We start from the raw sequence: 26,351 nt of genomic DNA, 5'->3' as shown, positions 1-26,351 counted from the left end.
GTGGGGAGGTGGCCGAGGGCTCGGATGGTGGTGCGGAACTGGTCGTAGTAGCGGCCGCAGTCGCCGCAGGCCCGCAGGTGCCGCTCCACCTGCGCACGCGCCGGCTGATCGAGGGCGTCGTCGAGGTAGGCGGTGACAAGTTCCACCAGCTCGTCGCATGTGAACCGCTTCACGACGTTGACCGCCCTCACCCTCTGAAAGATGAACCGCTTCACCTATTCTCGCCGTTGCACAGACCTGAAGTAGCCTTCGAGCCTGCCGCGTACCGCCGTGCGGGCGCGATGCAGCAGGACCCGCTGGTTGGCCGCGGAGATGTCCAGGATCTCGCAAACCTCCTCGGACGTGCACCCCTCCACGTCACGCAGTGTGATCACGATGCGTTGCCTGGGCGGCAGGCCGGCCAGGGCCTGCGCGATCAGGCCGCGCACCTCGGACGCGAGCGCCTGCCCCTCGGGAGTCGGCCACGCCGTCGGCGGCTCCTTCCAGCCCGCCGGCGTGACCACGTCGGCGGTGGCCGGCTCGGCGACCGGCTCGAAGGCGCTCCACGGCAGCGTGCGGCTCTCGCGGGCGCTGCGCTTCATGGCCGTGTTGGCCAGGATGCGGTAGACCCAGGTCTTGACCGACGACCGCCCTTCGAAGGCGTCGATGCCGCCGATCACCGCCAGCCAGGTGTCCTGCACGACCTCTTCCGCGGAGTCGTCGGTGGACACGTACGACCTGGCGACTCGTAACATGCCGTGCGACCAGGTGTCGAGCAGCGCCGCGAACATCGCCTCATCGCCGGCGCGCAGGGCCGAGACGACGACGTCGTCCGGGGGCAGCCCGCCGCCCGCGAAAGACCCCACGATCGTTTCCTCCCGGTCGAGCCTCGCGCCATGACCTCGAACCGTCCGCGTAGCCAGGCTAACCCGCGCATCTGAACATGATGAGACTCCGTGATGTCGGGGGACCCGTGCTGTTCATGCTCGGCACGCTATCCGCCCCGACCGACAATTTCCCACCCGCTGGACCCGCGCCATCACCAACACCCAGAACAAAAGTGATCACTCCTGGCTGCGCCACCCGGCCGCTCGTGGAATGATGTCGCCTGAGACCCATCTCCCGCCCCAGCCGGGCACCACCGCCGGATCCAATGCCCTAGCCTTAACGGGGCACGCAGACCCGCGACCGCTGGAGCCACGGAACCGGGGCTGGCACGCACAACTGAATCCAGGGGCGGTAGCTCAGCCGGTCAGAGCATCGGACTCATAATCCGTGGGTCGTGGGTTCAAGTCCCACCCGCCCTACTCTTCCACACCCCATCCGACCTGGGGTTTCTCGATTTCCTGGGACCTCGTGGTGCCTTGTCGATCATGATGGGTTGCTCGCCGGCTGCTCGCGGGCACGGACCGGGCACAACGGTAGATCGTTCAAACGGCCAATCCCAACGCAGACCCCACGGACGAACACGAGAACACCAAGCCGAATGGGCCGCCGAGCCTCGCCATTCCTGGCGACGCCCAATACTGCCTCAAGCACGGATCAAACCGCCTCGGCAGGGGTCACACCCTCAGACGCCTTTCTCGGTCGACGGCTGCGTCCGCGCACTTTTGATCCGCTGAAGAGGTGCCGAAGCACTCGGGAAAGATCGGGCGGATATGGTTTTGACCGGGCGCTTAATGAAGCCGGGGCAGGTCAGGCGGCATGAGGAGCGACAAACTGTCATGGCGGCAGCGCGTTGACACGAACCTGCCCGCGCTGCCGCTCATGGCCATGTCGGCCTACCTCATGGGCAGTTGATGGATCAGTGAGTACGGGGGCTCGTGGATGACGACAGATCCGCATCGCGGCCTGCTCGGGCTGGCGCTCCAGCAGCCGCCAGCACTCCTCACGCCCCCCGCTGGGGGCCATTGCCTTACTCGGACACGGGTGCACGGGCGTTCCGGCCAGCGTGATTCTGCTGCCACTGCTCCATCACCTGCCGCAGGGGTGCGTTCACCAAGAGCAGGAACTCGGCGGCCACGCCGAAGCGGGCGCCGGCCGGGGTCGCGGCCCCGAGGATCTGGGCCGCGCGCTGCGATTCGGCGATCAGGGTCTCGTTCTGCTGCACGGCCGCGAGGGTGGAGCGGACCCAGGGCTCGTCGTCGACGACGTAGCGTTCGCGGCGCCCGCCGGGAGTGCGTTCCCGCTTGATGAGTCCCTGCTGCTGGAGGAAGGCGACGGTCTGTGAGATCGACGCGGGGCTGACGCCCAGCCGCTGGACCAGCTCGGCGGCGGTGAGGGTGCCGGAGTCGGTGACGTACAGGCAGGCCAGCACCCTGGCTGTCATCCGGGGCATGCCCTGCTGTTCCAGGAGCGTGGCGAAGGATTCGGTGAGGTCCTGGACCGCACGGGGGTCGCGCCCGTGGCTGCTGTCGCCGGCTGGCGGTGCCGGGGGCTTGGCCTGGCGGTGCCGGCGGGCTCTCTGCTGGGTGGCCTCCTGCGCCCGCTGTGCCTTGTAGTCGTCGGGTCCGCCGTTGCGGGTGACCTCTCGCATGATGGTGGAGCCGGGCCGCCCGAGACGGCGGCCGATCTCTGTGTAGCCGAGCCCTTCGGCCAGCCCGGCAGCGATCTGCTGACGGTCCTCGTTGGTGAGCCTGTCTCCGGGCATCGGTGCCGGTCTCCCCTCTGCGTGCGTGGGCTCGGTGCCCGCACTCCTCGTCGCACAGTATGCATTCACTCGCATTCCATTGCAATCGGAAGCATGATCACCCATTGCATTCAGTCCCACAATCATTGCAATCTCAGCCTGAAACTGCTTTTGTGCAGGCTTTTTGTTGTGTGCTTGAACTTGACTGATCATTGAATGCAATGTACTGTCCCTGATGTTCAGCAGTGCATGAACGTTGGCACCCAGGGAGGCAGAGGATATGACTGGCATCGCAATGGGCGGCTTCGTCGCGAGGGTGATCGGCCCCAAGCGGCGGTGGCGGCAGTACAAGGCGCGCGTGCGCCAGCTCCCGCCGAACTACCGCACGGCGGTCGAAGCGATCGAGCGGCACCTGATGCACTTCGTGCCGGCCGACGGCGACAGCGACGCGTCACGGTTCGAGAACCTCGCCGCCCTGTTTGAGCAGGCCGCGGCGAACCGGACGCCGATCCGCGCGATCGTCGGGCACGACCCGGTGAAGTTCGCCGAGGAGTTCGCCGGCGCCTACTGCGACGGCGGCTACGCCCCCGCCCGTGCGCGCAAGCAGCTGACCGAGGCCATCGCGCACGTCGCCGTCTGAGACCGCCCGATCGCCGACTCTCGTGCGCACCCCACCGGGACGGCTTTGCAAGATCAAACATTGTGTGAAGGAGATTCATGATGGGACACAGCAGCAGCGGCTTCTCCAAGACCGGGCTGGACAGGCTGCGCGAGGTGCTGGCACGGCATGTCGAGTCCGGAAAGATCCCCGGACTGGTCGCCCTGGTCAGCCGGGGCGAGGAAACCCACGTCGAGGCGATCGGGACGATGCGCCACGACGGTGGCGCACCGATGCGCCGCGACACCATTTTCCGGATGGCCTCCACCACCAAGCCGGTCGCAGCAGCGGCGGCGATGGTACTGGTGGACGAGTGCCGGCTGCGGCTGGACGACCCGGTGGATGAGTGGCTGCCCGAGCTCGCCGACCGGCAGGTGCTGCGGCGGCCCGACGGACCGCTGGACGACACGGTGCCGGCGCGGCGGCCGATCAGCGTGCGAGACCTGCTCACCTCCACCAACGGGCTCGGCATGGACATGACGGCGCCGGGCACCCCGATCATGGGCGCGCTCTTCGAGCGGGGTGTCTACGGCCAGGCGGACGGATGGCTCCTGCCGGGCGTGGACCCCGATGAATGGATGCGCCGCCTTGGCACGCTGCCGCTGATGCACCAGCCGGGCGAGCGGTGGATCTACAACATCAGCAACGACGTGCTCGGCGTACTGGTGGCCAGGGTCACCGGGCACTCGTTCGAGGAGTTCCTGCTCGAGCGCATCTTCGACCCCCTCGGCATGACCGACACCGGCTTCCACGTACCCGCCCACAAGATCGACCGGCTGCCGCCGCTGTACGCCCCCGACTGGCAGAGCGGAGAGTTCCGCGTGGAGGATCCGGCCGAAGGGGGACACCACAGCACGCCTCCGGCGTTCCAGTCCGGCGGCGGCGGACTCGACTCCACCGCCGACGACTACCACGCCTTCTTCCGGATGCTGCTCAACGGCGGCGTGTACGACGGCGAGCGCATCCTGTCCAAGGCCGCCGTCGAGCTGATGACCACCAACCAGCTTCCGCCCGAGCAACTGGCGGCCCGGGAGGCCTGGGGCCGCGACTCCGTCCACCGGGGGTATGGCCTGGGACAGCACGGCGGCTGGGGATTCGGCATGGCGGTGCGCACCTACCGCGGCGACTACGCCCCCGTCGGCCAGTTCGGCTGGGACGGCGGCAGCGGCACCACAACCTACGCCGACCCGCACAATAAGCTCGTCGGCATCCTGCTCACCCAGACCGGCATGTCCACCCCGGACTCGGCGCGCGCCATCCACGACTTCTGGACCACCCTCTACCAGGCCATCGACGACTGACAGCCCATGCCTGGTCGAGTCGGTCCGGCAAAGAGACTCGACCAGACTGCGGCCCTTCGAGCGAGCGCCCTTGTCCGGCCATGTCCGGACAAGGGAACCATGGCCGAAACGATCGACAAGTTGCCGTCACATGCTGCCACGCGAGCCGAGAGCATCGATACTCAGCCGAGCACTCTCGGCACCGGCCCGTGAGCGATTTCCTTTGATGGCGTACGCGCGCCAGGTGGCGGGCCTCCAAGTGCAAGATCCCTGATCCAGGGGCCTTTCGGGCTCTAGACGAGCCTCTAGGCCAACAGGGCCAGCCTCCAGGCCGATCGAGCTTGGGTGCCAGCGGCTGCTGGAGCGCCAGTCCGAGCGGGCCGCGATGCGGATCTGTCGTCATCCATGAGCCCCCTTCGCGCTCCGGGCCCCTGGCGTGATCGCTGACCGCAGCCACACGCAAAAGACTAGGACGGCAGACAGAGGATAACTCTTCGAAACAGATCGATCACGGTTCGCAATGAGAGCGGACTGTAGTTGAGGAGTTGTCATATGCAGGCGAGGGTCGGGACACGATCGTGTTTTCGGAAACGGCGAAACGCGATGGACGAGGCGAGATCGTGGAGGTCCGCGGGCCGGATGGGCAGCCCCCCTACATAGTGCGCTTCCCGGACGGGCGCGAGTCGAGCGTCTATCCGGGCCCGGACACCGTCATCGAGCCTGCCTAGCAGGGCTGGCAGGCGGCCGACGGGAAGCCCTGCCGCCGCCCCGGGCCGCCTCCAGCGACCTCGTTACAACCTCAACGAGGTTGCCGCGTCCCCCTCGCGCGCGTGCGCGTAGGTGCCTCGCGAAACCCGAAATCGGCGAGGGGGTACACCCCTTTGGATCGGACTTTCCGGGCCGGTCTCGCGTGTGCGCGTAGACCGGCCCGGAAAGTCCGGAAAACTCCTGGGGACGCCGGTTTAGACGGCGAAGAAGATCATCTCGCTTCTGGCGGGAACGAATCAGTCGGCGTTGATTGCCCCGTGAGCTCATCACATCACTGGGCCCACATCACCACCGCGCAGCCCCCCGGAATTCGCTACCCGCGCGAGGCGGCGCTGTGCTGCTACGACGCCGAACGCCGCCCACGTACCAGGCCACGGCTAAAGGTGCCCGCGCCGACGGAAAGCGCATCACCTCCCGGGCCGCACACCGGCCCTTGACGACCATGATCCGGCTGATGCCCGCGTCCTGGTGGCGCAAGGGCGTCGCGGTCGACGGCAACGCCATCCGGCGTTGGCAGCCGCCGCCGATGACCCGTCATCGTCTTCCGATCAATCTTGGACGGGGAGCCATGGTCGCGACGGCGGTGGCCGGAGGGCAGTCCAGCCTCAAGATTTGGTGTGGTGACCAACGGGTGCCGGCGCAAGTCCTCGCCCCGGTCTTCTGGACCCAGGCCGCGGATGTACTTGAAGCCATCCATTCCTACTCCCGGGGACGACGTAGGAGCCATCGTCGCTCTGATGCGGCGCACACCCACGATGACCATCTGCTATCCGGTGGAGATGTCATTGCCCGCCCGCGTGCCGGGTTGCCCGGGGCAGGCCGGGCGGAGACTGTCGTTCCGTCCGGCAGATTCGCCCGGACTGGCCTTGATCTCGCGGAACCGGCGACGGTCGACCTGTGGTCTTCCTGACGAAGGTCCTACACGTCCTCGGCACCACCCTGCGCGATCTCCCTGCTGATGCATTCGCCCCTCTCTTGCCGGGGGACTGAACAAATGTTTAGCATGCTGTCCATGCGTTCAGACAGCGACCTCACCGCCCGTGCCCGTATTCGAGACGCCGCCTTGGAGTTGTTCGGCGCGGAAGGTGTCAACAGGGTGAGTGTGCGGGCCATCGCCGCTCAGGCCGGCGTGTCTCCCGCGCTGGTGGTGCATCACTTCGGCTCGAAGGAGGGCCTGCGCCAGGCGTGCGACGATCACGTGGTCTGGCTGGTCCGCGGCGGCTCGGGCGCCGCCGATCTGAAGGACGCCCCCGGACTGGCCGCGGCGCTGGAGGCCGGCGCGCCGGTGCGCCGCTACCTGGCCAGGGCACTGCTGGACGGCACTCCAGCCGCCGCCAAGCTGTTCGACGAGATCGTCGAAACGACCGGACACTGGCTCGAGGACGGCGTACGCGACGGCTGGGCGCACCCCAGCCAGGACGCTCAGGCCCGCGCGGCCATCTACGTGACATGGCTGCTGGCCCCGCTGGCTTTCGGCGAGCACCTGGAACGCGTGCTGGACGTCAAGGACCTGCACGAGATGGACGCCACCCTGCGCTACTCGCGCGCCGGGATCGAGATCTTCACCCGTGGCGTGTTCGCGGACGAGCGCGCGCTGGATGCCTGGGACGCGGTCGCGAAGGAGCGCAAGCAGCGATGAAAGTACTCATCCTCACCCACGGCACCCGAGGCGACGTGCAGCCGTACGCGGCGCTCGCCGCGGCACTACGACGGGCCGGACACGATGCGGTCCTGGGCGCGCCCGCAGCGATGGCCGTGCTGGCCGAACCGCACGACATCCCCTTCGCGCCCGTCCACGACGGGCCGAACACCCTGATCGACGACCCGGAGATCCGCGAAGCCATTGAGACCAATTACCGAGGGATGCGCGGCAAGCAGGTCGCACTACGGGTGATGCGGCGCAGCAAGCCGCTCATGGCCAGGGTGTTCGACGACATGGCGGGGGTGGCGGAGGCGGGCGCCGACCTGGTGGTCCACGCGCCGGGCATCCCCGGCCAGCATTTCGCCGAGAAGCTGGGCGTGCCCGCCGTGCCGGCCGCGTTGCAGCCGGTGTGGGTGCCGACGGCCGCCTTCCGCAACCCCATGCTGCCGCTGCCGTTGCCCCGGGCGCTGAACCGGGCCTCATATCTGCCGATCAAGCTGATGCTCCGCTCGTTCGCCGGGACCATCGACACCCTGCGACGTGACCGGCTGGGGCTGGCACGCCGGCCGGGCAGGCACGACGTGCTGCGCCGCCCCGACGGCGGTCCGGCCACCGTGCTGCAGGCGTTCAGCCGGCATGTGCTGCCCGGCGGCCTGGATTATCCGACTCACGTGCACACCACCGGCTTCTGGTACCTGCCCGCCGCCCCCGGCTGGACCCCACCGGACGAGCTCGCCGACTTCCTGCGAGCCGGCGAGCCGCCGGTGTACATCGGATTCGGCAGCATGGCCGGCACCGATCCACAGCGAGTGGGCGGCATCGTGGTCGAGGCGGTGCGCCGGGCGGGCGTGCGCGCGGTGCTGGCCTCGGGCTGGGGCGGGATGCGAGTGGACGACCTGCCGGAGAACGTGCTGCTGCTGGAGCAGGCGCCGCACGACTGGCTGTTCCCACGGATGGCGGCCATCGTCCATCACGGCGGCAGCGGCACCACCGGCGCGGCGCTGGCCGCCGGACGCCCGCAGGTGCTCTGCCCCTTCGTCGCCGACCAGCCGTTCTGGGCCGCCCGCATACACGCGACCGGGGTTTCTCCTGAGCCTCAGCCGCAACGACGTCTCACCACCGAGGGGCTGGCCGCCGCCATCCGCCAGGCGGTCACCGACCCGGCCATGGCCGCCACGAGCGACCGGCTCGGACAGATGATCCGCGCCGAGGACGGCGTCACCCGTGCCGTCAAGATCCTCGAATCCACTGGGAGTCGCACATGACAGAACACGAACTCATCGGCTTGGCCACCGCCGCGGACAGGGACGCGTTCCTGGCCGGCCTGGGCAAGGACGGGCCGGTCAGCCGCGGCCGCTACCTCGATGGCACCCCGATCTGGCTGGTCACCGGCTACGCCGAGAGCGTCGCGGCGCTGACCGATCCGCGTTTCAGCAGCGACCTCGCCAAGCAGTCCAAACTGGACGTCGCCGGGGCGGCCGGGCTGCCCGAGGATGTGGCGCCCTACCTAATGCACACCTTGGGCGCCTATGACCCGCCCGACCACACCCGGCTGCGCAGGCTGGTCTCGCGGGCGTTCACGCCGCGCCGAGTGGAGGGCCTGCGCCCGCGTATCCAGGAGATCGTCGACGAACTCCTCGACGGATTCGAAGGCCAGGTCGACCTCGTTGAGCGTTTCGCCTATCCGCTGCCCATCCAGGTCATCTGCGGACTGCTCGGCGTGCCTTTGCGCGACCGGGATATCTGGCGGGTCTGGGCCGCCGACCTGACTGCACCGGACCTGGACAGGATCGCGGCCGGTGCCCGCGGCCTGGTCGCCTACATGGCCCGCCTGATCGATGACAAGCGATCTCATGGTGCGGACGACCTGCTCTCGGCGCTGGTCCGCGTCCAGGAGGACGACGGCGACCGGCTCAGCGACGAGGAGCTGATCGCGATGTCGATCAGCATTCTGATTGCCGGGCACGAGACCACTGTAGGCCTGATCAGCCAGAGCGTGCGGCTCCTGCTCACCCACCCGGACCTGCTGAGCGCGCTGCGCGAGAACCTGGACGCCGTTCCGGCGGCGGTGGAGGAGTTCCTGCGCTACACCGGCCCCGCCGAGGTCGCCGTGATGCGCTACACGCTCGAACCCGTCGAGCTCGGCGGGACGACGATCCCGGCCGGTGAGGCCGTCCAGGTAGTGTACGCGGTGGCCAACCGCGACTCTCGGCGTTTCGACGGTCCCGATCTGCTGGACCTGGCCCGGGCGGACAATCCCCATCTGGGTTTCGGCCACGGCATCCATTACTGCCTGGGCGCGGCCCTGGCCCGCGCGGAAACTCAGATCGCCCTGCGCAGCCTGCTGCACCGCTTTCCCGGCCTCGCGCTCGCCGTCCCGGCTGACGAGATCGGCTGGCAGCCTGGCATGAAGCGGGCGTTGACCGCGCTGCCCGTGCGGGTCTGAGGTCGAGGCCCCGGGATCAGGCCTTGCGGAAATACGCTCGCGCCGAAGGCAGCGCGAGCAGCACCACCACGAAGACAGAGCCCAGTGTGGTCAGGACGAGCTTGGCGGCGCTCGCGGCCGTCAGCCACGCAGGCATGGCCTGCATGGCCGCATCGACCAGGGCCTGCGCATCGATGCGCATGAGTGTCGCATCCCCTGACTCTCTGAAGGAGGAAGCCAAGAACTGAGCGGTGAACAGCTGGCCGGGAATGATGACAATCCCCATGGCGAACAGCACGGGCTGGAAGATCCAGGACAGGATCCGTCCAATCCTCTTGCCGGCCAGGTTGAGCACCACTAGCGCCAGCAGCACCAGGACGAGCACGATGGCCGGCGCTTCGCTGCCGCCAAAGCTGATGCCGTGGCGGGCCAAGATATCGGGGGAAAACCCCTGCCGCGCGATCTCCGCCTCGGCGGCCGCCTGCGCGTCATCCCCGTGTACGAGGACGACCAGGATGCCGACCACGAAGGGGATGACGGTCAGTAGTTGCAGGACGACAGCGATGGTCACGCTCCCGGGGCGGCGGGTTTCCCGGGCACGGCGGAGTTCGGTCATCTTCACCCTCACCACATGCGATTTGAACTTAGTTCAACAGTAAAGAAGAGTTGAACTAAGTGCAACAGCAGTCGGACGTGGGCGCCGTAGACCACCGTGTCATCGGCCGCCGGACCATGTCGGCTGCTCACCCTGTCGGGGCTGGTAGTGGGAGAACACCTCCCGCACCTCCCGAGGCGAGCAGGCCAGCGCGCTCTCGTCGGGTTCGGCGGCGGTGACGTGGGGCAGGTGGACGACGAGGTCGTAGGCGTCCAGCGCGTTCACCGGCGCGTAGAACGCACCCAGCCCGGCACGTTGCACGGCGGCGGCCCGGACGGCGGCGGCGTCGGCGGGCGACAGCCGTCGCAGGTCGACGGCGAAGGGGCCGTCGTGGGTGGCGTGCATGAGGGCGTCGAGGCTGCCGGGCTCCGGGGCGGGCATCGGCGCGAAGAGGGCGCCGGCCATGAACGCGGCGGCGTCGGAGTTGAGCATGTGGCCGGTTCCCGACGTGGTGCCGATGACCAGGTAGTCCGCGCCCAGCCGGTCCGCCAGGTGCATGCCCATCGGGGTCACCGGGTCCATGCCGGGAAGTGCCGCGGGCCCGCGCTGGAGGTGAGCGTTGTGGGCGGCCAGGACGATCCGGTCGTGCCCGCGCAGGATCGCCTCGACCGTGTCGGCGATCTCGGCGTCGCGGTTGTAGAGCACGCTTGACTGGTCGCCGCTGGTCATGCCGCGGACGACGGAGTCCAGGGTGAGCGCGTGGCGCAGGGAACGCAGCGCGCGCTCGTACGCCTCGGCGCTGGTGCGTCTGACGTACTCCAGACGCCGGCCCTTCATACGTGCGTCGAGACCGGCGAGGCCGGCCGTCAGCGCGTTCCCGGCCTCGGACGGAAGCTGCCCGTAGGCGGCCATGGCCGCGGGCGCGGCGAACGGGGACGTCGCGGAGAAGGCCGCGGCCGTCTCCCTAATGGCGGGGTCGGCCGCGAAGCCGGGATCGGCCTGCGCGAGGAAGGCGAGCACGGCGTCCAGGGCGGGGATCAGAGAGGCGTTCTGGCCCCCCAGGTCGATGCCATAGAAGCCGACCTGGCGCGCGGCGGAGGCGTTGTGCCTGCGCATCCACTCCAGATGGCTACCCATCTGCCGCCACAGGCCCATCAGCGAGGTCAGACCGCCCGCCATGACCTCGCTGAGCCGGTCGGCGGCGCCGTCGCCGCGCACCCAGGCATCAGCGCGCCACCCCTCGGTGAAGCCGGTCTCCATCGCATAGGCGCCGAAACCGTGTCGTTCCGTCAGGTAGCGCAGGAGGCGGTGGCGCAGCTCGTAGGACTCGCGGTTGTAGTGCGCGCTCTCGCCGATCGCCACCACCCGCGCGTCACCGATCGCCTCGTCCAGCCATTCCAAGTCATCCAGCGCGGCGGCCGGGTCGAGCGTGCGCAGGGGGATCACCGCTGCGTCGCTGAGCCGGGCCGGGGGTGTGGTCGTGTGCGCGGTCATCGACATCCTCCATATGTTCCCAATTTTGGGAATAGTACCACCTATGGAAATATTGACTCGTGGACACGCTTGAGCTGATCTTGCATCCGATCCGGCTGCGCATCATGTGGGCACTGTCGGGCGGGCGCACCCGCACCACGTCCGACCTGTGCGAGAGCCTGCCCGATGTACCCAAGACCACCCTGTACCGGCACGTCGGCCTGCTCGCCGACGCCGGGCTGCTGGAGGTCGCCGGCGAGCAGCGGGTGCGCGGGATGATCGAGCGCCACTACCGGCTGCGGCACGACGCGCTGCACATCGACCGCGACACGGCTCTGGCCATGTCGAACGAGGACCACCGGCACGGGTTCGCGGTGGCCATGGCGGCGCTGCTCGCCGAGTTCAACGCCTACCTCGAACGGCCGGGAGCCGACCCGGCCGCGGATCGGGTGGGGTACCGGCAGGGCACGTTGTGGCTCAGCCCGGAGGAGATGGAGGAGGTCGCGGGCGAGCTGCTGGACGTGCTCAGGGCCCGGGCGGGGAACGGGCCCGCGCCGGGGCGCCGGCCGCATGTGATCAGCGCGATCTTCTTCCCAACGGAGCAGCGGAACCAGGACGACACGGCTTCCTGAACCGGCGGCTACGGGTCATGCCGATGCGTCCCTGGATCCGCAGCTCAGGGTTCCTTTGGCGGCTGGTGCCAGGGTGGTCAACGGCACCCCAACGTCGTGCGAGCCCTTCGATAGCCTGTCGCGCATGCCGCGTGACTCGCTGACCAAGGAGCAGATCATTCTGGCCGCCGTCGAGGTCCTGGACACCGATGGAGTGAACGGCTTGAACATGCGGCGCCTGGGCGCCCAGCTGGGGTCGGCGGCCACCGCGATGTATTACCACGTCAAGAGCAAGGACGACCTGGTGGTCCTGGCCGCCGACCACGTCTTCAGCGAGATCGAGCTACCGGATCTCGGTGCGAACGGATGGCGGGAGGCGGCGGCCACGCTCGCCCGCGGGACCCATGCGATGATCCTGCGCCATTTCTGGCTGATACCGGCCATGAGCACACACCTCATCTACGGCCTGAACAAGGCCCGCTACGACGAACACTGCCTGGCCGTCTACGAAAGCGCGGGGTTCGTCGGCCAGGACGCCGATCAGGCCGCGGCCACCGTCTTGATGTTCGTGATCGGCGCCGCCCAGGGCGAGGCCGCGGAGTCGGCCAGACGGGCCCAGCTCCGCCGCACGGGTGCCGATGTGGAGCGGCATCTACACGAAACCCTCGCGCACATCATCGAGATAGCCCAGCAGTTCCCCAGGCTCCGCGCCCGCGTCGAACAGCCGGGGGAGACCACTGACACCCCACCGACTGAGGCCACCTTCGAGTTCGGACTGCGCACACTGCTCGATGGTCTGGAAGGACGGCTGTCGACCCGCTCCGTTGGCCCTCGCTGACACCGAAGAGCAGACGGCGGCATCGTGACCCTGCCCCCGCCTCTCCAGACCCGGGTTTTATCGAGGTTTCGCCGCCGTTTCAGCGCCTTTCGCGGCCGCTTTCCTGACCAGCCATCGACACCGAAACAGCCAAGCCCGCCACAGCGCCAACCGGATCACCCCACCTATTACCACCCCGGCGAGCAGTGAGGTGAGGACGATCTCCGCGGGCCCCAGCGGGCGTGGTGCCGGCCGGCCCTCGCCGTCGATCCAGATTCGGGCTTGAACGGTGGAGAGGTGGTCCAGTGGTGCACGCACTCTGGCACGATGCTGCGTTCCGGCCGCGTCCTTCCAAGTCACCTCGGCGACGACGCTTCCTTCCTCAACCACTTGAACGATGATCTGCTTGTGCGTGGCCTTGTAGGCGCGCAGCGCGTCGACGGTATTCCAGCCGGTCAGCATGCCGGCGACACAGCCGATGGCAAGCGCGACCACAGTCATGACGATGCGTGGCATCAGAAGAACGCTCCTAGGGAGAGGGATCCCTCTCATGCTCGCCCGGGGCGGAGAGCGGAGCCGCGCGTCTATATGGAAGTCAGACGCTCCCTTCACGCGTAATGACGCGGGAACTACGACGCCCATTCGACCCCTGCGGAGCCGCCGCATCCGCGGCCGTAGAGATGGCGTCAACATTCACGCCATAGGCGTATGAAACCCGTCAAGAAAGACAAAACCCCCCAAGAGTCGGGCTTTGCTGGTCATCGAGCCGCTCCGACAAGCGCGGCGAAACATCCAGATCCAGATTTGAGGAGTGGGGATGGCTGACGTCATCTTCGTCGCCCTGACGATCGCGGTCTTCGCGGTGCTCGGGCTGGTCGTGAAGGCGGTGGAACGGCTGTGAGCGCCGTCAACGCCACCGGCCTGGTCGTGGTGGCCGGCCTGGTGATCTTCATGGTCGCGGCCCTGCTGTTCCCGGAGCGTTTCTGATGTCGTCGACCCTGGCGGGGATCCTGTTCATCGCGTCCCTGCTGCTCGCCCTGGCCCTGTGTTACCGGCCGCTGGGCGACTACATGTACCGCGTCTACACCGGCACCCGGCACTCCCGCGTGGAACGGGTGATCTACCGGCTGGTCGGCGTCGAGGCCGGCGCCGAGCAGCGGTGGGGCGTCTACGCGCGGGGCGTGCTGGCGTTCTCGCTGCTGTCCGTGCTGTTCCTGTACGGGTTGCAGCGCGTCCAGTCATGGCTGTGGGGCAGCCTGGGCTTCGGCCCGGTGGAGCCATCGCTGGCCTGGAACACCGCGGTCAGCTTCGTCACCAACACCAACTGGCAGGCCTACTCAGGCGAGGCCGTGATGGGCCACGTCGTGCAGACCGCGGGCCTGGCCGTGCAGAACTTCGTCTCCGCGGCCGTCGGCATGGCGGTCGCCATCGCCCTGGTGCGCGGCCTCGCCCGCAAGAAGTCCGACACGCTCGGCAACTTCTGGGTGGACCTGGTGCGCGGCACGATCCGCATCCTGCTGCCCATCGCGTTCGCGGCCGCGCTGGCGCTGGTGGCCGGCGGCGCGATCCAGACGTTCGGCGACCACCACACCTGGACGACGCTGACCGGCGGCGAACAGACGTTCACCCCGGCCGCGGCCGCCTCCCAGGAGGCCATCAAGGACCTGGGCACCAACGGCGGCGGCATTTTCAACGTCAACTCCGCCCACCCGTTCGAGAACCCCACCTCGTGGACGAACTGGCTGACCATCTTCCTGCTCACGCTCATCGCCTCCTGCCTGCCGCGCACGTTCGGCCGGATGGTGGGCGACGACCGGCAGGGCTACGCGATCGTGAGCGTGATGGCGACCATCGCGATCATCAGCATCGGCGTCACCCAGTGGGCCGAGCTGAGCGCGAGCGGCACCGTGCCGCAGGCCGTCGGCCAGGCGATGGAGGGCCGCGAGACCCGCTTCGGCACCTCCAACTCCGCCCTGTTCGCCTCGGCCACCACGTTGACCTCGACCGGCGCGGTGAACTCCTTCCACGACTCCTACACGGCGATCGGCGGCGGCATGCTGATCTTCAACATGCTGCTCGGCGAGGTCGCCCCCGGCGGGGTCGGCGCGGGCCTGTACGGCATGCTGATCCTGGCCGTGATCACCGTGTTCGTGGCCGGGCTGATGGTCGGCCGCACCCCCGAATACCTGGGCAAGCGGATCGGCGCCCGCGAGATCAAGCTCGCCTCGCTGTACTTCCTGGTCACCCCGGCCCTGGTGCTGATCGGCACGGCCACGGCGATGGCCACCGAGACCGGCCGGGCGGCCATGCTGAACAGCGGCCCGCACGGACTGTCGGAGATCCTCTACGCCTACACCTCCGCCTCCAACAACAACGGCTCCGCCTTCGCCGGCGTGAGCGTCAACACCCCGTTCCACAACACCACGCTCGGCCTGTGCATGGCCCTGGGCCGGTTCCTGCCGATCGTGCTGGTGCTGGCCCTGGCCGGGTCGCTGGCGCGACAGACCCCGGTGCCCGCCTCGGCAGGCACGCTGCCCACCCACCGGCCGCAGTTCGTCGGCCTGGTCGTCGGCGTGACGATCATCCTGGTCGCCCTGACGTTCCTGCCCGCGCTGGCACTCGGACCGCTCGCGGAAGGACTGCTGTAGACATGTCGACCCCCGTGCCGGACAAGCCGGCACCCACGAAGAACGGCCGCGTTGGCGGCGGCCTGCTCGACCCCGGGCAGATGATCCGCTCACTGCCGGACGCGCTCCGCAAACTCGACCCGCGCATCATGTGGCGCAACCCGGTCATGTTCATCGTCGAGATCGGCGCGGTCTTCACCACCGTGCTGGCCGTGCTCGACCCGTCGGTGTTCGCCTGGGCGATCGTGGTGTGGCTGTGGCTGACCGTGATCTTCGCCAACCTGGCCGAAGCCGTGGCGGAGGGGCGCGGCAAGGCGCAGGCCGCCACGCTGCGTGCCGCCAAGCGCGACACCACCGCCCGCAGGCTGAAGAGCCGCACCTCATCGGATTGGGAGGTGGTCGGCGCGCCCGAACTCAAGCAGGGTGACTTCGTGATCGTCGAGGCCGGCGAGATCATCCCCGGCGACGGAGACGTGGTCGAGGGCATCGCCAGCGTGGACGAGTCGGCCATCACCGGCGAGTCCGCCCCGGTCATCCGCGAGTCGGGCGGCGACCGCTCGGCGGTCACCGGCGGCACCAAAGTGCTGTCGGACCGGATCATCGTCCAGATCACCCAGAAGCCCGGCGAGAGCTTCGTGGACCGGATGATCGCCCTGGTGGAAGGCGCGAACCGGCAGAAGACCCCGAACGAGATCGCGCTCAACATCCTGCTCGCCGCCCTGACGGTCGTCTTCCTGGTCGCCACCGCGACGATGCAGCCGCTGGCGATCTTCTCCAAGTCGGTTAACCCCGGCGTGCCCGACTCGCTCGCGCTGACCGCCGACGGTGTCACCGGCATCGTGCTGGTGTCCCTGATCGTGTGCCTGATCCCCACCACGATCGGCGCGCTGCTGTCGGCCATCGGCATCGCCGGCATGGACCGTCTCGTCCAGCGCAACGTCCTGGCGATGTCGGGACGAGCGGTCGAGGCCGCGGGTGACGTCTCGACGCTGCTGCTGGACAAGACCGGCACCATCACCCTGGGCAACCGGCAGGCCGCCGAGTTCGTCCCCGTGGACGGCGTCACCGAGCGGGAACTGGCCGAGGCGGCGCAACTGTCCAGCCTGGCCGACGAGACGCCGGAGGGCCGCTCGATCGTGGTGTTCGCCAAGGAGCGTCACGGGCTGCGCGAGCGCGAGATCCACGGCGCGGAATGGGTGCACTTCACCGCCCAGACCCGCATGTCCGGCGTGAACTTCGCGGGTCGCGAGATACGCAAGGGCGCGGCCAGCGCGGTGCTGACGTGGGCGCGCGACACCGGCGGCCACCCGAGCGGCCGGATCGGGCACCTCGTTGAGGGAATCTCCGCCGCCGGCGGCACCCCGCTCGTGGTGGCCGAGAAGGGCCGCGTCCTCGGTGTGATCCACCTGAAGGACGTGGTCAAAGAGGGCATGCGGCAGCGTTTCGCCGAGATGCGCCGCATGGGCATCCGCACCGTCATGATCACCGGCGACAACCCGCTGACCGCCAAGGCCATCGCGGACGAGGCCGGCGTGGACGACTTCCTCGCCGAGGCCACCCCCGAGGACAAGCTCGCCCTGATCAGGAAGGAGCAGGAGGGCGGCCGCCTGGTCGCGATGACCGGCGACGGCACCAACGACGCCCCCGCCCTGGCCCAGGCGGACGTCGGCGTGGCGATGAACACCGGGACGAGCGCCGCCAAGGAGGCCGGCAACATGGTCGACCTCGACTCGAACCCGACCAAGCTCATCGAGATCGTCGAGATCGGCAAGCAGCTCCTCATCACCCGCGGCGCGCTGACCACGTTCTCCATCGCCAACGACGTCGCGAAGTACTTCGCGATCATCCCGGCCATGTTCGCGGCCGTCTACCCCGGCCTGGACGCGCTCAACATCATGCGCCTGGCCAGCCCCCAGTCCGCGATCCTCGCGGCGGTCGTCTTCAACGCGCTGGTCATCGTCGCGCTGATCCCGCTCGCCCTGCGCGGCGTTCGCTACCGGCCGACCGGCGCGGCCCAGCTGCTCAGCCGCAACCTGTACGTCTACGGCCTGGGCGGGATCATCGTCCCGTTCCTCGGCATCAAGCTCATCGACCTGATCATCCAGTTCCTCCCGGGGATGTCATAAATGGACCGCATGCCCAGCCGGCTCCGCCGGCACCTGGCCGCGCTGCGCGCGCTGCTCGTGCTCACGGTGATCACCGGCGTCATCTATCCGCTCGTCGCCACCGGGGTCGCGCAGGCGCTCCTCAACGACCGGGCCGACGGCTCGCTGATCGAGAAGGACGGCGAAATCGTCGGCAGCGCGCTGATCGGCCAGTCCTTCACCGACGCCGGCGGCGGCCCGATCAGGAAGTACTTCCAGTCCCGTCCGTCGGCGGCGGGCGACGGCTACGACCCGACCGCCACCGCCGCGAGCAACCTCGGCCCGGAAGACGTGATCGACACCCCGGACAGGACGTCGCTGCTCACCCAGGTGTGCGCCCGGTCCAAGGCGGTCGGCGAGCTGGAGGGCGTCAGCGGCGCGCGCCCGTACTGCACCCCGGACGGGGTGGGTGCGGTGCTCAAGGTGTTCCCCGATCGAGCCGTCAGCGTCAACCAGGCCTGCCCGGCGGCTCCGTTCGTGCCGGAGTACCAGGGGCTGAAGGTGGAATGCGCCGAGCCCGGCCGGGACTACGCGGCCGGCCGTACCGTGCCGGTCCGGGGCGGCGCGGGCAGGCCTGCCGTGCCCGCCGATGCGGTCACCGCGAGCGGCTCCGGCCTGGACCCGCACATCTCGATCGCCTACGCCGAGCTCCAGGCCCCGCGTGTGGCGCGCGAGCGCGGTCTCGCCCGCGACCGGGTCGAAGCGATGATCGAGGAGCACACCACCGGCCGGGCGCTGGGCTTCATGGGCGAGCCCGTAGTCAGCGTGCTGGCGCTCAACCTCGCCCTCGACCGGGGCTGACGTGCGGGGGCGGCTACGGGTCTACCTCGGGGCGGCGCCCGGGGTCGGCAAGACGTACGCGATGCTCAGCGAGGGCCGGCGCGGCCTGGAACGCGGCCGGGACGTGATCGTCGGCTTCGTGGAGACCCACGGCCGGCCACGCACCGCCGCCCTCCTCGACGGCATGGACGTCATCCCGCGCCGGACCCTCGTCCATCGCGGGGCCGCCTTCACCGAGCTCGACGTCGCGGCGGTCATCGCCCGCGCGCCCAAGGTGGCGCTGATCGACGAGCTGGCCCACACCAACGTGCCCGGCTCGAAGAACGTCAAGCGCTGGCAGGACGTCGACGAGATCCTGGCGGCCGGCATCGACGTGATCTCCACGGTCAACGTCCAGCATCTGGAGTCCGTCAACGACGTCGTCCGGGAGATCACCGGGATTCCGCAGCGCGAGACCGTCCCCGACGAGGTGGTGCGGCGCGCCGACCAGATCGAGCTGGTCGACATGTCGCCCGAGGCGCTGCGCCGCCGCCTGGCCCACGGCAACGTCTACGCCCCGGAGAAGGTGGACGCGGCCATGTCGAACTACTTCCGCGTCGGCAACCTCACCGCGCTGCGCGAGCTGGCCCTGCTGTGGGTCGCCGGCAAGGTGGACGACCAGCTCGACCACTACCGCGCCGACCACGGCATCGCCGCCACCTGGGAGACCCGCGAACGCGTCGTCGTCGCCCTGACCGGCGGCCCGGAAGGCGACACCCTGATCCGGCGGGCCGCCCGCATCGCCGCCCGCACCAAGGGCGCCGACCTGCTGGCCGTGCACGTGACCAGCAGCGACGGCCTGACCGGCGGCGATCCGGCCAACCTCGCGCGGCAGCGCGCTCTGGCCGAGAGCATGGGCGGCAGCTATCACCAGGTCGTCGGTGACGACATCCCGCGGGCTCTGCTCGACTTCGCCCGCGGCGTCAACGCCACCCAGCTCGTTCTCGGCGCCTCCCGCAGGGGCCGCTTCGCCCAGGTGCTCTCCCGCGGCGTAGGGGTGGAGACCACCGCACGGTCAGGACCCATCGACGTGCACCTGGTCACACACGAGGAGGTGAAGAAGGGCCGGCGGCGGCCCGAGCGTTCCCGTGCGGCCCTGACCAGGAAACGACGGCTGATGGGGTGGGCGGTGGCGGTGGCGGGCCTGCCGCTCTTGACGGCCGCCCTCGTCCCCTTCCGCCACGTCTTGTCGCTGCCAAGCGAGATCCTGCTGTTCCTGAGCCTGGTCATCGTGGTCGCGCTGATCGGCGGCACCTGGCCGGCCGTCACGGCGGCCGTCGCCGGATCATTGCTGCTCAACTGGTTCTTCACCCCGCCCGTCGGGCAGCTCACCATCGCCGATCCGGAGAACCTGCTGGCCCTCATCGTGTTCGTGCTGGTCGCGGCTGTGGTCAGTGCGATCGTGGACCTCGCGGCCCGGCGTACCCGCGAGGCCGCCCGCGCCCGGGCCGACGCGGAGGCACTGTCCACGCTGGCCGGGCACGTGCTGCGGGGCGAGGCCGCACTGCCCTCGCTGCTCGGACGGCTGCGCGAGACGTTCGGGCTGGACTCCGTCACCCTGCTCGAACGTGTCGGCAGACCGACCCCGGACGACCAGGCCGACTCCTCGGCCTGGCGCATCGTGGCGACCTCCGGCGCGGCGCCGTGCACCAAGCCCGCCCTCGCCGACACCGACGTGACCATCAGCGACGAGCTCGTGCTCGCCGTGCGCGGGCGGCTGCTGGAAGCCAGCGACCGGCGGGTCCTTGAGGCGTTCGCCGCTGAGGCCGCCGTCGCGCTGCGGCAGGCGCGCCTGCAGGAGGAGGCCGACCGGGCCGGGCCGTTGGCCGAGGCTGACCGGATGCGCACAGCGCTGCTGGCCGCCGTCAGCCACGACCTGCGCACTCCGCTCTCGGCCGCCAAGGCCGCGGTAGAGAGCCTGCGTTCCACCGAGATCGACTGGTCGCCCGAGGACCGCGGCGAGCTGCTGGCCACCGCCGACGAATCCCTGATGCGGCTGGACCGGCTGGTCGCGAACCTGCTCGACATGAGCCGGCTGCAGGCCGGGGTGCTCGGGCTCTCGTTGCAACCGGTCGCGATGGAGGAGATCGTGCCGCACGCCATCGATGATCTCGGCCCGCTGCGCGAGCACGTCGAGGGCGACATCTCCATCGAGCTGCCCGAGATCCTGGCGGACCCGGCACTGCTGGAACGAGTGCTGGTCAACTTGATGACCAACGCCGTCCGCTACAACCCGCCCGACCACAAGGTACTGATCACGGCCAGCCGGCACGGCCACGAGATCGAGATCCGCATCATCGACCGGGGTCCCGGAATCCCGCGCGAGGAGCACGAGCGGGTGTTCCTGCCGTTCCAGCGGATCGGCGACCGTGACAACGCGACGGGAGTGGGCCTCGGCCTGGCACTCGCCCGCGGGCTCACCGAGGCCATGGGCGGCACTCTCCTGCCCGAGGAGACGCCGGGCGGAGGTCTCACCATGATCGTGACGATGCCCATATCACCTGGGGAGGTGACGCCATGACCAGGATCCTCGTGGTCGATGACGAGCCGCAGATCCTGCGCGCCCTGCGCATCAACCTGGCCGCCCGCCACTACGAGGTCGCCGTCGCCGCCGACGGCGCGGCGGCGCTGCGCCAGGCCGCCGAATGGCACCCCGACCTGATCGTCCTCGACCTCGGGCTGCCCGACCTGGACGGCGTGGAGGTGATCCACGGCCTGCGCGGCTGGACCTCGATCCCCATCGTCGTCCTGTCCGGCCGGGCCGGGAACCAGGACAAGATCGACGCCCTGGACGCGGGAGCCGACGACTACGTCACCAAACCGTTCGGCATCGAGGAGTTCCTCGCCCGCGTCCGGGCCGTCTCCCGCCGCTCGGCCATCCAGGAGGCGGAGCTGGCCAGCATCCGCATCGGCGATCACGTAGTGGACTTGAGCAGCAAGAGCGTTTCCGGAGGGCTGCGGCTCACCCCCACCGAATGGCACATCCTGGAGATCCTGCTGCGTAACCCGGGCAAGCTCATCTCTCAGCGTCACCTGCTGGCGGAGGTATGGGGCAGCAAGCACGTCAAGGAGACCCACTACCTGCGCCAGTACATGGCTCAGCTCCGCAAGAAGCTGGAACCCGATCCCGCTCGTCCGGTCCATCTGATCACCGAGCCTGGCATGGGCTATCGCTTCACCCCATGACGCCCCCGCGCCGGCGAACTGCCGGGAGCTCATGCGGGGCGGGCGACGCCGAGCACGTGGTCGAAGTGGCGGAAGGCGAACCGGTCCACGCTCTCGACGACGAACCCCGCCTGCCGGAGGCCGGCGAGGATGTCGCGCGCAGGATGACAACCGCCTGCGGCCCGCGACCACACCGGGGTCACCAGGCTCTCCGCCAACGCCACCACCGGGTTGGCCGAGCGCTGGTGCTCGTAGAAGCGCAGTTCCCCGCCCGGGGCCAGCACGCGCCGCACTTCGCGCAGCGTCTCCTGAAGCCGGCGGGCGCAGCACAGCACCAGCGAGCAGACGACGGCATCGCAGGAGGCGTCGGCGACCGGCAGGCTCCCCAGGTCACCGGCGAGGATCTGGACCGGGACCGCGATGCTCCCGGCGACGCCTCCGGCCGCCGCCCGCAGGAACGGGTCGGGCTCCACCAGCGCGATCTCTTCCACGCTCGAGGGGTAGCAGATGAGCTTCACCCCGTCCCCCGCCCCGATCTCCAGCACCCGCCCGCTCAGCCCGTCGAGGAGTCGTCGGCGTCGTGGAGTCGGTGCGGAGCCCTCGCGGCGACCGGCGCAGACCGATCGCGGATGGTGGAACTGCTCCATACCTTCGCCGTAGTGCCGTTCGGTATCCGGCGGCTCGACCAGGTCGCCCGTTTGCGTTGCCATAGCTCCTCCTGAATTGCGCATTTCCACTATTGGGGTGCGCGGCGCCAGGAGAGTGCCATACATACGAAATTCCTACGGGGAGGGCGAAAATTCATACGCGCCGCTGAGAAGGAGCCACATGATGCAGCCCCATGAGCGTCACTTCGATGCCATGCCGGGGCAGGACGACATGGTGAGCGCCGACTCGTTCGAGTATTCGGCCGTGGCGAACCGTCTCCGCTCTGGCCCAGATCTCCGGCACCCCGAGTTCGGCCAGCAGCGAGGTGGTGAGAACGCTGGTCACGACATCCTGTGCGATGGCCACCAGCGCACGCTGCGCCTCACCGACGCCGAGCCCGCGCAGGGCGTCCAGGTCGGTGGAATCGGCCACCGCTAGCCGGTCGAGGCGCCCGGCCAGCGCGTGCACGATTTCGCGATTCCGATCGACCCCCAGAACGTTCAACCCGTACTCGGCCAGGCTCAGCGCGGCGGAGACGCCGAAACTCCCCAGCCCCAGCACCACGGTGGAGTCCTTATGTGTCACGACGGTCACTCTCTTCGGCGGGCGAATACATTTTCCTAGGATTACGCAGCAAGCCCGTCGGAAAGGCGTCAAGACGCGTGGGTTTTTTCCCTATGACCGCGGAGATGGACTGGCTCGTAACCTGGCCGTGAGAGGTTCGAACCGGTCTGGAGTGTGAGTGACCGTGAACACGGTGCGTGGTCGGCTGCGGGTGTACTTGGGCGCGGCTCCAGGGGTGGGCAAGACGTACGCGATGCTCAGCGAGGGACTCCGCGGTCTCGGCCGTGGCCGGGACGTAGTCGTCGGCTACGCCGAGTCGTACGGCCGCCCACGCACCCTGGCCCTGCTGGACGGTCTGGAGATCATCCCACCCAGGGCAATCGTGTATCAGGGGAAGACCTTCACCGAGCTCGATGTGGACGCCGTGCTGGCCCGCAGCCCGAAGATCGTTCTCGTCGATGAGCTGGCGCACACCAATGTGCCGGGCTCGAAGAACGCCAAGCGCTGGCAGGACATCGACGAGATCCTGGAGGCCGGCATCACCGTGATCTCTACGGTGAACATCCAGCACCTGGAGTCGGTCAACGATCTCGTGGAGCAGATCACCGGCGTGCCACAGCGCGAGACCGTTCCCGACGAGGTGGTGCGCCGCGCCGATCAGATCGAGCTGGTCGACATGTCACCGGAGGCGCTGCGCCGCCGCCTGGCTCACGGCAATGTCCACCCTCCGGAGAAGGTCGACGCCGCCCTGGCCAATTACTTCCGCGTCGGCAACCTGACGGCACTGCGCGAGCTGGCCCTGCTCTGGGTCGTCGGCAAGGTGGACGAGCAGCTTGACCGCTACCGCGCCGACCACGGCATCGCCAAGACGTGGGAGGCCCGCGAGCGCGTGGTGGTGGCACTGGCCGGCGGCCCGGAAGGCGACACGCTGGTCCGGCGGGCCGCGCGCGTCGCCGCCCGCAGCAAGGGCACCGACCTGCTGGCCGTCCACGTCACCACTGGCGACGGGCTGCGCGGCGCCAACCCCGCCGAACTCGCCCGGCAGCGCAGACTGGTCGAGGACCTCGGCGGGACGTATCACCACGTCATCGGCTACGACGTCCCGCGTGCCCTGCTGGAGTTCGCCCGTGGCGTCAACGCCACCCAGCTCGTGCTCGGCGCTTCCCGGCGAGGTCGCTTCGCCCAGGTGTTCTCCCGCGGCGTGGGCGTGGAGGTCACCGCCCGGTCCGGCCCCATCGACGTCCACCTCGTAACAGGTGACCGGTCCCGTCCGTCTCGATCACGCGGCAGGTCGCCCGCCGCCCTGCCCCGCACGCGCCGCCTGGCCGGTTGGGGCCTCACCTTAGCCGGGCTGCCCGCGCTCACCGCGATTCTCTACGGATTGCGCGACGTCTTGACCCTGCCGTCCCAGATCCTGATCTTCCTCGTCTGCGTGCTCGGCGTGGCCCTCATCGGCGGCATGTGGCCGGGGATCGCCGCGGCCGTTTGCGGGTTCCTGCTCATCAACTGGTTCTTCACTCACCCCTACCGCACCCTGGCCATCTCCGATCCCGAGGTGCTGCTCGCGCTCTTGGTGTTCGTGCTGGTCGCGATCTCGGTCAGCGCCATCGTCGACTTAGCAGCCCGCCGGAGTCGCGAGGCTGCCCGCGCCGGCGCGGACGCCGAGGTGTTGTCCACCCTGGCAGGACACGTGCTGCGCGGAGACGCCGCGCTGCCGTCGCTGCTGACACGGCTGCGCGAGACGTTCGGATTCACCTCCGTCACGCTGCTGGAGCGTGAGGGAGAGTCCGGCTCCGCGGGCTCCGGCTCTTGGCGGATCGTCGCCAAGGTTGGAGGCATGCCTTCCACCAGCCCGAATACCGCAGATACCGAAGTGACGATCGATGAGCGCTTGGTGCTGGCCGCCCGCGGCCGACTTCTGGACGCTGCGGATCGGCGGGTCCTTGAGCCGTTCGCCGCGGAAGTAGCCGTCGCGCTACGCCAGGAACGCCTGCGCGAGCAAGCCGAACGCGCCGAACCCCTGGTCGAGGCCGACAAGATGCGCACCGCGCTGCTCGCCGCCGTCAGCCACGACCTACGCACTCCCCTCGCCTCGGCCAGGGCCGCGGTGGAAAGCCTGTGCAGCACCGAGATCAATTGGTCGCCGGAAGACCGCGCCGATCTGCTGGCCACCGCCGACGAATCACTGATCAAGCTGACCAGACTGGTGGAGAACCTGCTCGACATGAGCCGATTGCAGGCTGGCGTCCTGGGTGTGTCGCTCCAGCCCGTCGCCCTGGAAGAGGTCGTCCCACATGTGATCGACGAACTCGGCCCACTACGCGATCGCGTCACGGCCGACATCAGCGTCGAACTTCCGGAAGTCATGGCCGACTGCGCCCTGCTGGAACGCATCCTGGTCAACCTCGTGTCCAACGCCGTCCGCTACAACCCGCTCGAGGAGAAGGTCCTCCTCGCTGCGAGCTGGCATGGACAGAACGTGCAGATCCGCGTCATCGATCGCGGTCCCGGTATCCCCCGCGAGGCGTACGACCGGGTCTTCCTGCCCTTCCAACGGCTCGGCGACCGCGTCACCCATGCCGGGGTCGGTCTCGGCCTGGCGCTGTCTCGTGGCCTGGCCGAGGCCATGGGCGGCAGCCTCGCGCCCGAAGAAACCCCGGGAGGAGGTCTCACCATGATCGTGAGCATGCCGATCGCCTCGCTCTCCTCCACAGTGCCCGTCGAGGAGAGCGCGTGAAAGATGCCCTTCGTTGAGCGGGGTGCTTGTTGGGCGGATGTGACCTCAGCCGACGTGGACACCAGGCCGCTTGGCCGGGTCGGCCTCGCTCTTGCGGAGGATCTCCCGTACCACCGGGGCCGTGTCCCCACGCCCGAGTATGAGGTAACGCAGCAGGTGCACCAACGGCGAGCCCTCGGCCCACTCGAAGTAGCAGTGCGGACGCACGCCGGTGGTGTCGCGCAGGGCGAGCAGGATGGCGGCGATCGCGTTGGGCGCGGCCGGGCTGCCGGCGCGCAGGACGCGGTGCCCGTCCACGGTCACGCCGCGCACCCGCAGCACGTGGCTGAAGCTGGACGGGTCGACCACGTCGATCTCCAGGAACAGCACGTCGGCCGGCCCTGGCACCGGGTTGATGCCGCGCTGCTGCGACTCCTTGGCCGCGTACTCGGCCGCGTCGTCGCGTTCCCCGCGCCGGTGCGCGATCAGGTTCAGCGACCGGTCGTGAGCCAGGGAGTCGGTGACGAATCGCCGGGCGGCCTCGTCGAACTCGATCCGGTCGGCGCGCAGCTCGGTCGTACGCGACACCCGGGAGATCAGCGACACCACGATCACGCCCAGGATGAACAGGGCGGAGATGGCGATGCCATCCGGTTTCTCCCGAATGTTCTCGGCCAGCGCGTACAGCAGCACCAGCGTCAGCACCGCGAACCCGATCGTGGCCGGACGCCGCCGGCGGCGCGCGGCCGAGATGGTGACGGCGACAGCGCCGGAGACCATCATCGCCAGGA

General features: G+C 69.1%; 23 protein-coding genes, 1 tRNA gene and 2 pseudogenes. 17 read left to right on the top strand and 9 right to left on the bottom strand.

Annotated elements, in window-relative coordinates; translation table 11 throughout:
* Nucleotides 1-146 (bottom strand): anti-sigma factor family protein (locus HII36_RS59345; RefSeq protein WP_407940848.1); only part of this gene is annotated, 146 nt, incomplete at its 3' end.
* A gap of 69 nt (nucleotides 147-215) precedes the next feature.
* Complete coding sequence (locus HII36_RS37780) at nucleotides 216-845, bottom strand: RNA polymerase sigma factor (RefSeq protein ID WP_328808071.1); 630 nt, start codon at nucleotides 843-845, stop codon at nucleotides 216-218.
* 367 nt (nucleotides 846-1,212) lie between these two features.
* Here HII36_RS37780 and HII36_RS37775 point away from each other — a divergent pair.
* Nucleotides 1,213-1,286, top strand: a tRNA-Ile gene (locus HII36_RS37775).
* 608 nt (nucleotides 1,287-1,894) lie between these two features.
* On the opposite strand, the gene HII36_RS37770 is transcribed toward HII36_RS37775, so the two are convergent.
* On the bottom strand, nucleotides 1,895-2,629 hold the full coding sequence (locus HII36_RS37770) for a GbsR/MarR family transcriptional regulator (RefSeq protein ID WP_173528122.1): 735 nt from the start codon (nucleotides 2,627-2,629) through the stop codon (nucleotides 1,895-1,897).
* A 259-nt stretch (nucleotides 2,630-2,888) separates the two neighbouring features.
* On the opposite strand from HII36_RS37770, the gene HII36_RS37765 reads away from it, so the two are divergent.
* From HII36_RS37765 to HII36_RS37735, 7 genes and pseudogenes are all read left to right on the top strand, one after another.
* On the top strand, nucleotides 2,889-3,248 hold the full coding sequence (locus HII36_RS37765; protein WP_217370460.1) for a DUF1048 domain-containing protein: 360 nt from the start codon (nucleotides 2,889-2,891) through the stop codon (nucleotides 3,246-3,248).
* 77 nt (nucleotides 3,249-3,325) lie between these two features.
* Nucleotides 3,326-4,567: a serine hydrolase domain-containing protein gene (locus HII36_RS37760; RefSeq protein ID WP_173528121.1), complete on the top strand. Its 1,242-nt coding sequence runs from the start codon at nucleotides 3,326-3,328 to the stop codon at nucleotides 4,565-4,567.
* A 581-nt stretch (nucleotides 4,568-5,148) separates the two neighbouring features.
* Nucleotides 5,149-5,274, top strand: a pseudogene (locus HII36_RS37755) (DUF1918 domain-containing protein); the annotation flags it as partial.
* Between the two features lie 482 nt (nucleotides 5,275-5,756).
* Complete coding sequence (locus HII36_RS37750; RefSeq protein ID WP_173528119.1) at nucleotides 5,757-6,224, top strand: hypothetical protein; 468 nt, start codon at nucleotides 5,757-5,759, stop codon at nucleotides 6,222-6,224.
* A 102-nt stretch (nucleotides 6,225-6,326) separates the two neighbouring features.
* A complete protein-coding gene (locus tag HII36_RS37745) occupies nucleotides 6,327-6,953 on the top strand; it encodes a TetR/AcrR family transcriptional regulator (protein WP_173528118.1) in 627 nt (208 codons plus the stop codon).
* Nucleotides 6,950-8,221 (top strand): glycosyltransferase, encoded by a 1,272-nt coding sequence (locus HII36_RS37740; protein ID WP_173528117.1) that lies wholly within the window; start codon nucleotides 6,950-6,952, stop codon nucleotides 8,219-8,221. The genes HII36_RS37745 and HII36_RS37740 overlap by 4 nt, the downstream gene beginning before the upstream one ends.
* The gene (locus HII36_RS37735) at nucleotides 8,218-9,402 is read left to right on the top strand and encodes a cytochrome P450 family protein (protein WP_173528116.1); all 1,185 of its coding nucleotides are present in this window, start codon (nucleotides 8,218-8,220) and stop codon (nucleotides 9,400-9,402) included. Before HII36_RS37740 ends, HII36_RS37735 begins: the two co-directional genes overlap by 4 nt.
* A 16-nt stretch (nucleotides 9,403-9,418) precedes the next feature.
* Here HII36_RS37735 and HII36_RS37730 read toward each other — a convergent pair whose 3' ends face one another.
* The gene (locus HII36_RS37730; RefSeq protein WP_173528115.1) at nucleotides 9,419-10,003 is read right to left on the bottom strand and encodes a hypothetical protein; all 585 of its coding nucleotides are present in this window, start codon (nucleotides 10,001-10,003) and stop codon (nucleotides 9,419-9,421) included.
* A gap of 93 nt (nucleotides 10,004-10,096) precedes the next feature.
* On the bottom strand, nucleotides 10,097-11,470 hold the full coding sequence (locus HII36_RS37725) for an erythromycin esterase family protein (RefSeq protein ID WP_173528114.1): 1,374 nt from the start codon (nucleotides 11,468-11,470) through the stop codon (nucleotides 10,097-10,099).
* 59 nt (nucleotides 11,471-11,529) lie between these two features.
* On the opposite strand from HII36_RS37725, the gene HII36_RS37720 reads away from it, so the two are divergent.
* Together HII36_RS37720 and HII36_RS37715 are read left to right on the top strand one after the other, a co-directional pair.
* Complete coding sequence (locus tag HII36_RS37720; protein WP_173528113.1) at nucleotides 11,530-12,081, top strand: helix-turn-helix domain-containing protein; 552 nt, start codon at nucleotides 11,530-11,532, stop codon at nucleotides 12,079-12,081.
* A gap of 73 nt (nucleotides 12,082-12,154) precedes the next feature.
* Nucleotides 12,155-12,898 carry a TetR/AcrR family transcriptional regulator C-terminal domain-containing protein gene (locus tag HII36_RS37715; RefSeq protein WP_328808070.1) on the top strand — a complete coding sequence of 248 codons (744 nt, stop codon included), beginning with the start codon at nucleotides 12,155-12,157 and terminating at the stop codon, nucleotides 12,896-12,898.
* 57 nt (nucleotides 12,899-12,955) lie between these two features.
* Here the strand turns inward: HII36_RS37715 and HII36_RS37710 are convergent, their stop codons facing one another.
* Complete coding sequence (locus HII36_RS37710) at nucleotides 12,956-13,393, bottom strand: hypothetical protein (RefSeq protein ID WP_173528112.1); 438 nt, start codon at nucleotides 13,391-13,393, stop codon at nucleotides 12,956-12,958.
* A gap of 381 nt (nucleotides 13,394-13,774) precedes the next feature.
* Between HII36_RS37710 and kdpF the strand changes: the two genes are divergently transcribed.
* The 6 genes from kdpF to HII36_RS37675 are packed head-to-tail and all read left to right on the top strand — an operon-like array spanning nucleotide 13,775 to nucleotide 21,653.
* The gene (gene kdpF / locus HII36_RS57200; RefSeq protein ID WP_080045909.1) at nucleotides 13,775-13,864 is read left to right on the top strand and encodes a K(+)-transporting ATPase subunit F; all 90 of its coding nucleotides are present in this window, start codon (nucleotides 13,775-13,777) and stop codon (nucleotides 13,862-13,864) included.
* On the top strand, nucleotides 13,864-15,525 hold the full coding sequence (gene kdpA, locus HII36_RS37695) for a potassium-transporting ATPase subunit KdpA (RefSeq protein ID WP_173528111.1): 1,662 nt from the start codon (nucleotides 13,864-13,866) through the stop codon (nucleotides 15,523-15,525). The genes kdpF and kdpA overlap by 1 nt, the downstream gene beginning before the upstream one ends.
* A 2-nt stretch (nucleotides 15,526-15,527) precedes the next feature.
* Nucleotides 15,528-17,630, top strand: coding sequence for a potassium-transporting ATPase subunit KdpB (gene kdpB / locus HII36_RS37690; RefSeq protein WP_173528110.1), 2,103 nt, complete (start codon nucleotides 15,528-15,530; stop codon nucleotides 17,628-17,630).
* The gene (locus HII36_RS58225; protein WP_173528109.1) at nucleotides 17,631-18,449 is read left to right on the top strand and encodes a potassium-transporting ATPase subunit C; all 819 of its coding nucleotides are present in this window, start codon (nucleotides 17,631-17,633) and stop codon (nucleotides 18,447-18,449) included. It begins immediately after the preceding gene.
* A 1-nt stretch (nucleotide 18,450) separates the two neighbouring features.
* Complete coding sequence (locus HII36_RS37680) at nucleotides 18,451-20,988, top strand: DUF4118 domain-containing protein (RefSeq protein ID WP_173528108.1); 2,538 nt, start codon at nucleotides 18,451-18,453, stop codon at nucleotides 20,986-20,988.
* On the top strand, nucleotides 20,985-21,653 hold the full coding sequence (locus tag HII36_RS37675) for a response regulator (protein ID WP_173528107.1): 669 nt from the start codon (nucleotides 20,985-20,987) through the stop codon (nucleotides 21,651-21,653). Before HII36_RS37680 ends, HII36_RS37675 begins: the two co-directional genes overlap by 4 nt.
* Before the next feature lie 29 nt (nucleotides 21,654-21,682).
* Here HII36_RS37675 and HII36_RS37670 read toward each other — a convergent pair whose 3' ends face one another.
* Nucleotides 21,683-22,342 carry a class I SAM-dependent methyltransferase gene (locus HII36_RS37670; RefSeq protein WP_173528106.1) on the bottom strand — a complete coding sequence of 220 codons (660 nt, stop codon included), beginning with the start codon at nucleotides 22,340-22,342 and terminating at the stop codon, nucleotides 21,683-21,685.
* 91 nt (nucleotides 22,343-22,433) lie between these two features.
* Nucleotides 22,434-22,844, bottom strand: coding sequence for a potassium channel family protein (locus tag HII36_RS37665; RefSeq protein WP_173528105.1), 411 nt, complete (start codon nucleotides 22,842-22,844; stop codon nucleotides 22,434-22,436).
* Nucleotides 22,845-23,028: 184 nt separating this feature from the next.
* Between HII36_RS37665 and HII36_RS37660 the strand changes: the two genes are divergently transcribed.
* A complete protein-coding gene (locus tag HII36_RS37660) occupies nucleotides 23,029-25,581 on the top strand; it encodes a DUF4118 domain-containing protein (RefSeq protein WP_328808072.1) in 2,553 nt (850 codons plus the stop codon).
* Nucleotides 25,582-25,626: 45 nt separating this feature from the next.
* Here HII36_RS37660 and HII36_RS37655 read toward each other — a convergent pair.
* A pseudogene (locus HII36_RS37655) lies at nucleotides 25,627-26,351 on the bottom strand (amino acid transporter); the annotation flags it as partial.

It is taken from the genome of Nonomuraea antri, assembly GCF_013283785.1.
In the GTDB taxonomy this organism is placed as follows: Bacteria; Actinomycetota; Actinomycetes; order Streptosporangiales; family Streptosporangiaceae; genus Nonomuraea; species Nonomuraea antri.
The sequence above is the reverse complement of the archived record's forward strand: the minus strand, read 5'-3'. Positions and strand labels throughout refer to the sequence as shown.

Excerpts from the sequence above, each read along its gene's own strand:
- HII36_RS37745 (WP_173528118.1), top strand. The coding sequence starts at position 6,327 with ATGCGTTCAGACAGCGACCTCACCGCCCGTGCCCGTATTCGAGACGCC.
- HII36_RS37760 (WP_173528121.1), top strand. The coding sequence starts at position 3,326 with ATGATGGGACACAGCAGCAGCGGCTTCTCCAAGACCGGGCTGGACAGG.
- HII36_RS37750 (WP_173528119.1), top strand. The coding sequence starts at position 5,757 with ATGATCCGGCTGATGCCCGCGTCCTGGTGGCGCAAGGGCGTCGCGGTC.
- HII36_RS37710 (WP_173528112.1), bottom strand. The coding sequence starts at position 13,393 with ATGCCACGCATCGTCATGACTGTGGTCGCGCTTGCCATCGGCTGTGTC.
- kdpA (WP_173528111.1), top strand. The coding sequence starts at position 13,864 with ATGTCGTCGACCCTGGCGGGGATCCTGTTCATCGCGTCCCTGCTGCTC.
- HII36_RS37740 (WP_173528117.1), top strand. The coding sequence starts at position 6,950 with ATGAAAGTACTCATCCTCACCCACGGCACCCGAGGCGACGTGCAGCCG.
- HII36_RS37670 (WP_173528106.1), bottom strand. The coding sequence starts at position 22,342 with ATGGCAACGCAAACGGGCGACCTGGTCGAGCCGCCGGATACCGAACGG.
- HII36_RS58225 (WP_173528109.1), top strand. The coding sequence starts at position 17,631 with ATGGACCGCATGCCCAGCCGGCTCCGCCGGCACCTGGCCGCGCTGCGC.
- kdpB (WP_173528110.1), top strand. The coding sequence starts at position 15,528 with ATGTCGACCCCCGTGCCGGACAAGCCGGCACCCACGAAGAACGGCCGC.
- HII36_RS37765 (WP_217370460.1), top strand. The coding sequence starts at position 2,889 with ATGACTGGCATCGCAATGGGCGGCTTCGTCGCGAGGGTGATCGGCCCC.
- HII36_RS37725 (WP_173528114.1), bottom strand. The coding sequence starts at position 11,470 with ATGACCGCGCACACGACCACACCCCCGGCCCGGCTCAGCGACGCAGCG.
- HII36_RS37735 (WP_173528116.1), top strand. The coding sequence starts at position 8,218 with ATGACAGAACACGAACTCATCGGCTTGGCCACCGCCGCGGACAGGGAC.
- HII36_RS37675 (WP_173528107.1), top strand. The coding sequence starts at position 20,985 with ATGACCAGGATCCTCGTGGTCGATGACGAGCCGCAGATCCTGCGCGCC.
- HII36_RS37770 (WP_173528122.1), bottom strand. The coding sequence starts at position 2,629 with ATGCCCGGAGACAGGCTCACCAACGAGGACCGTCAGCAGATCGCTGCC.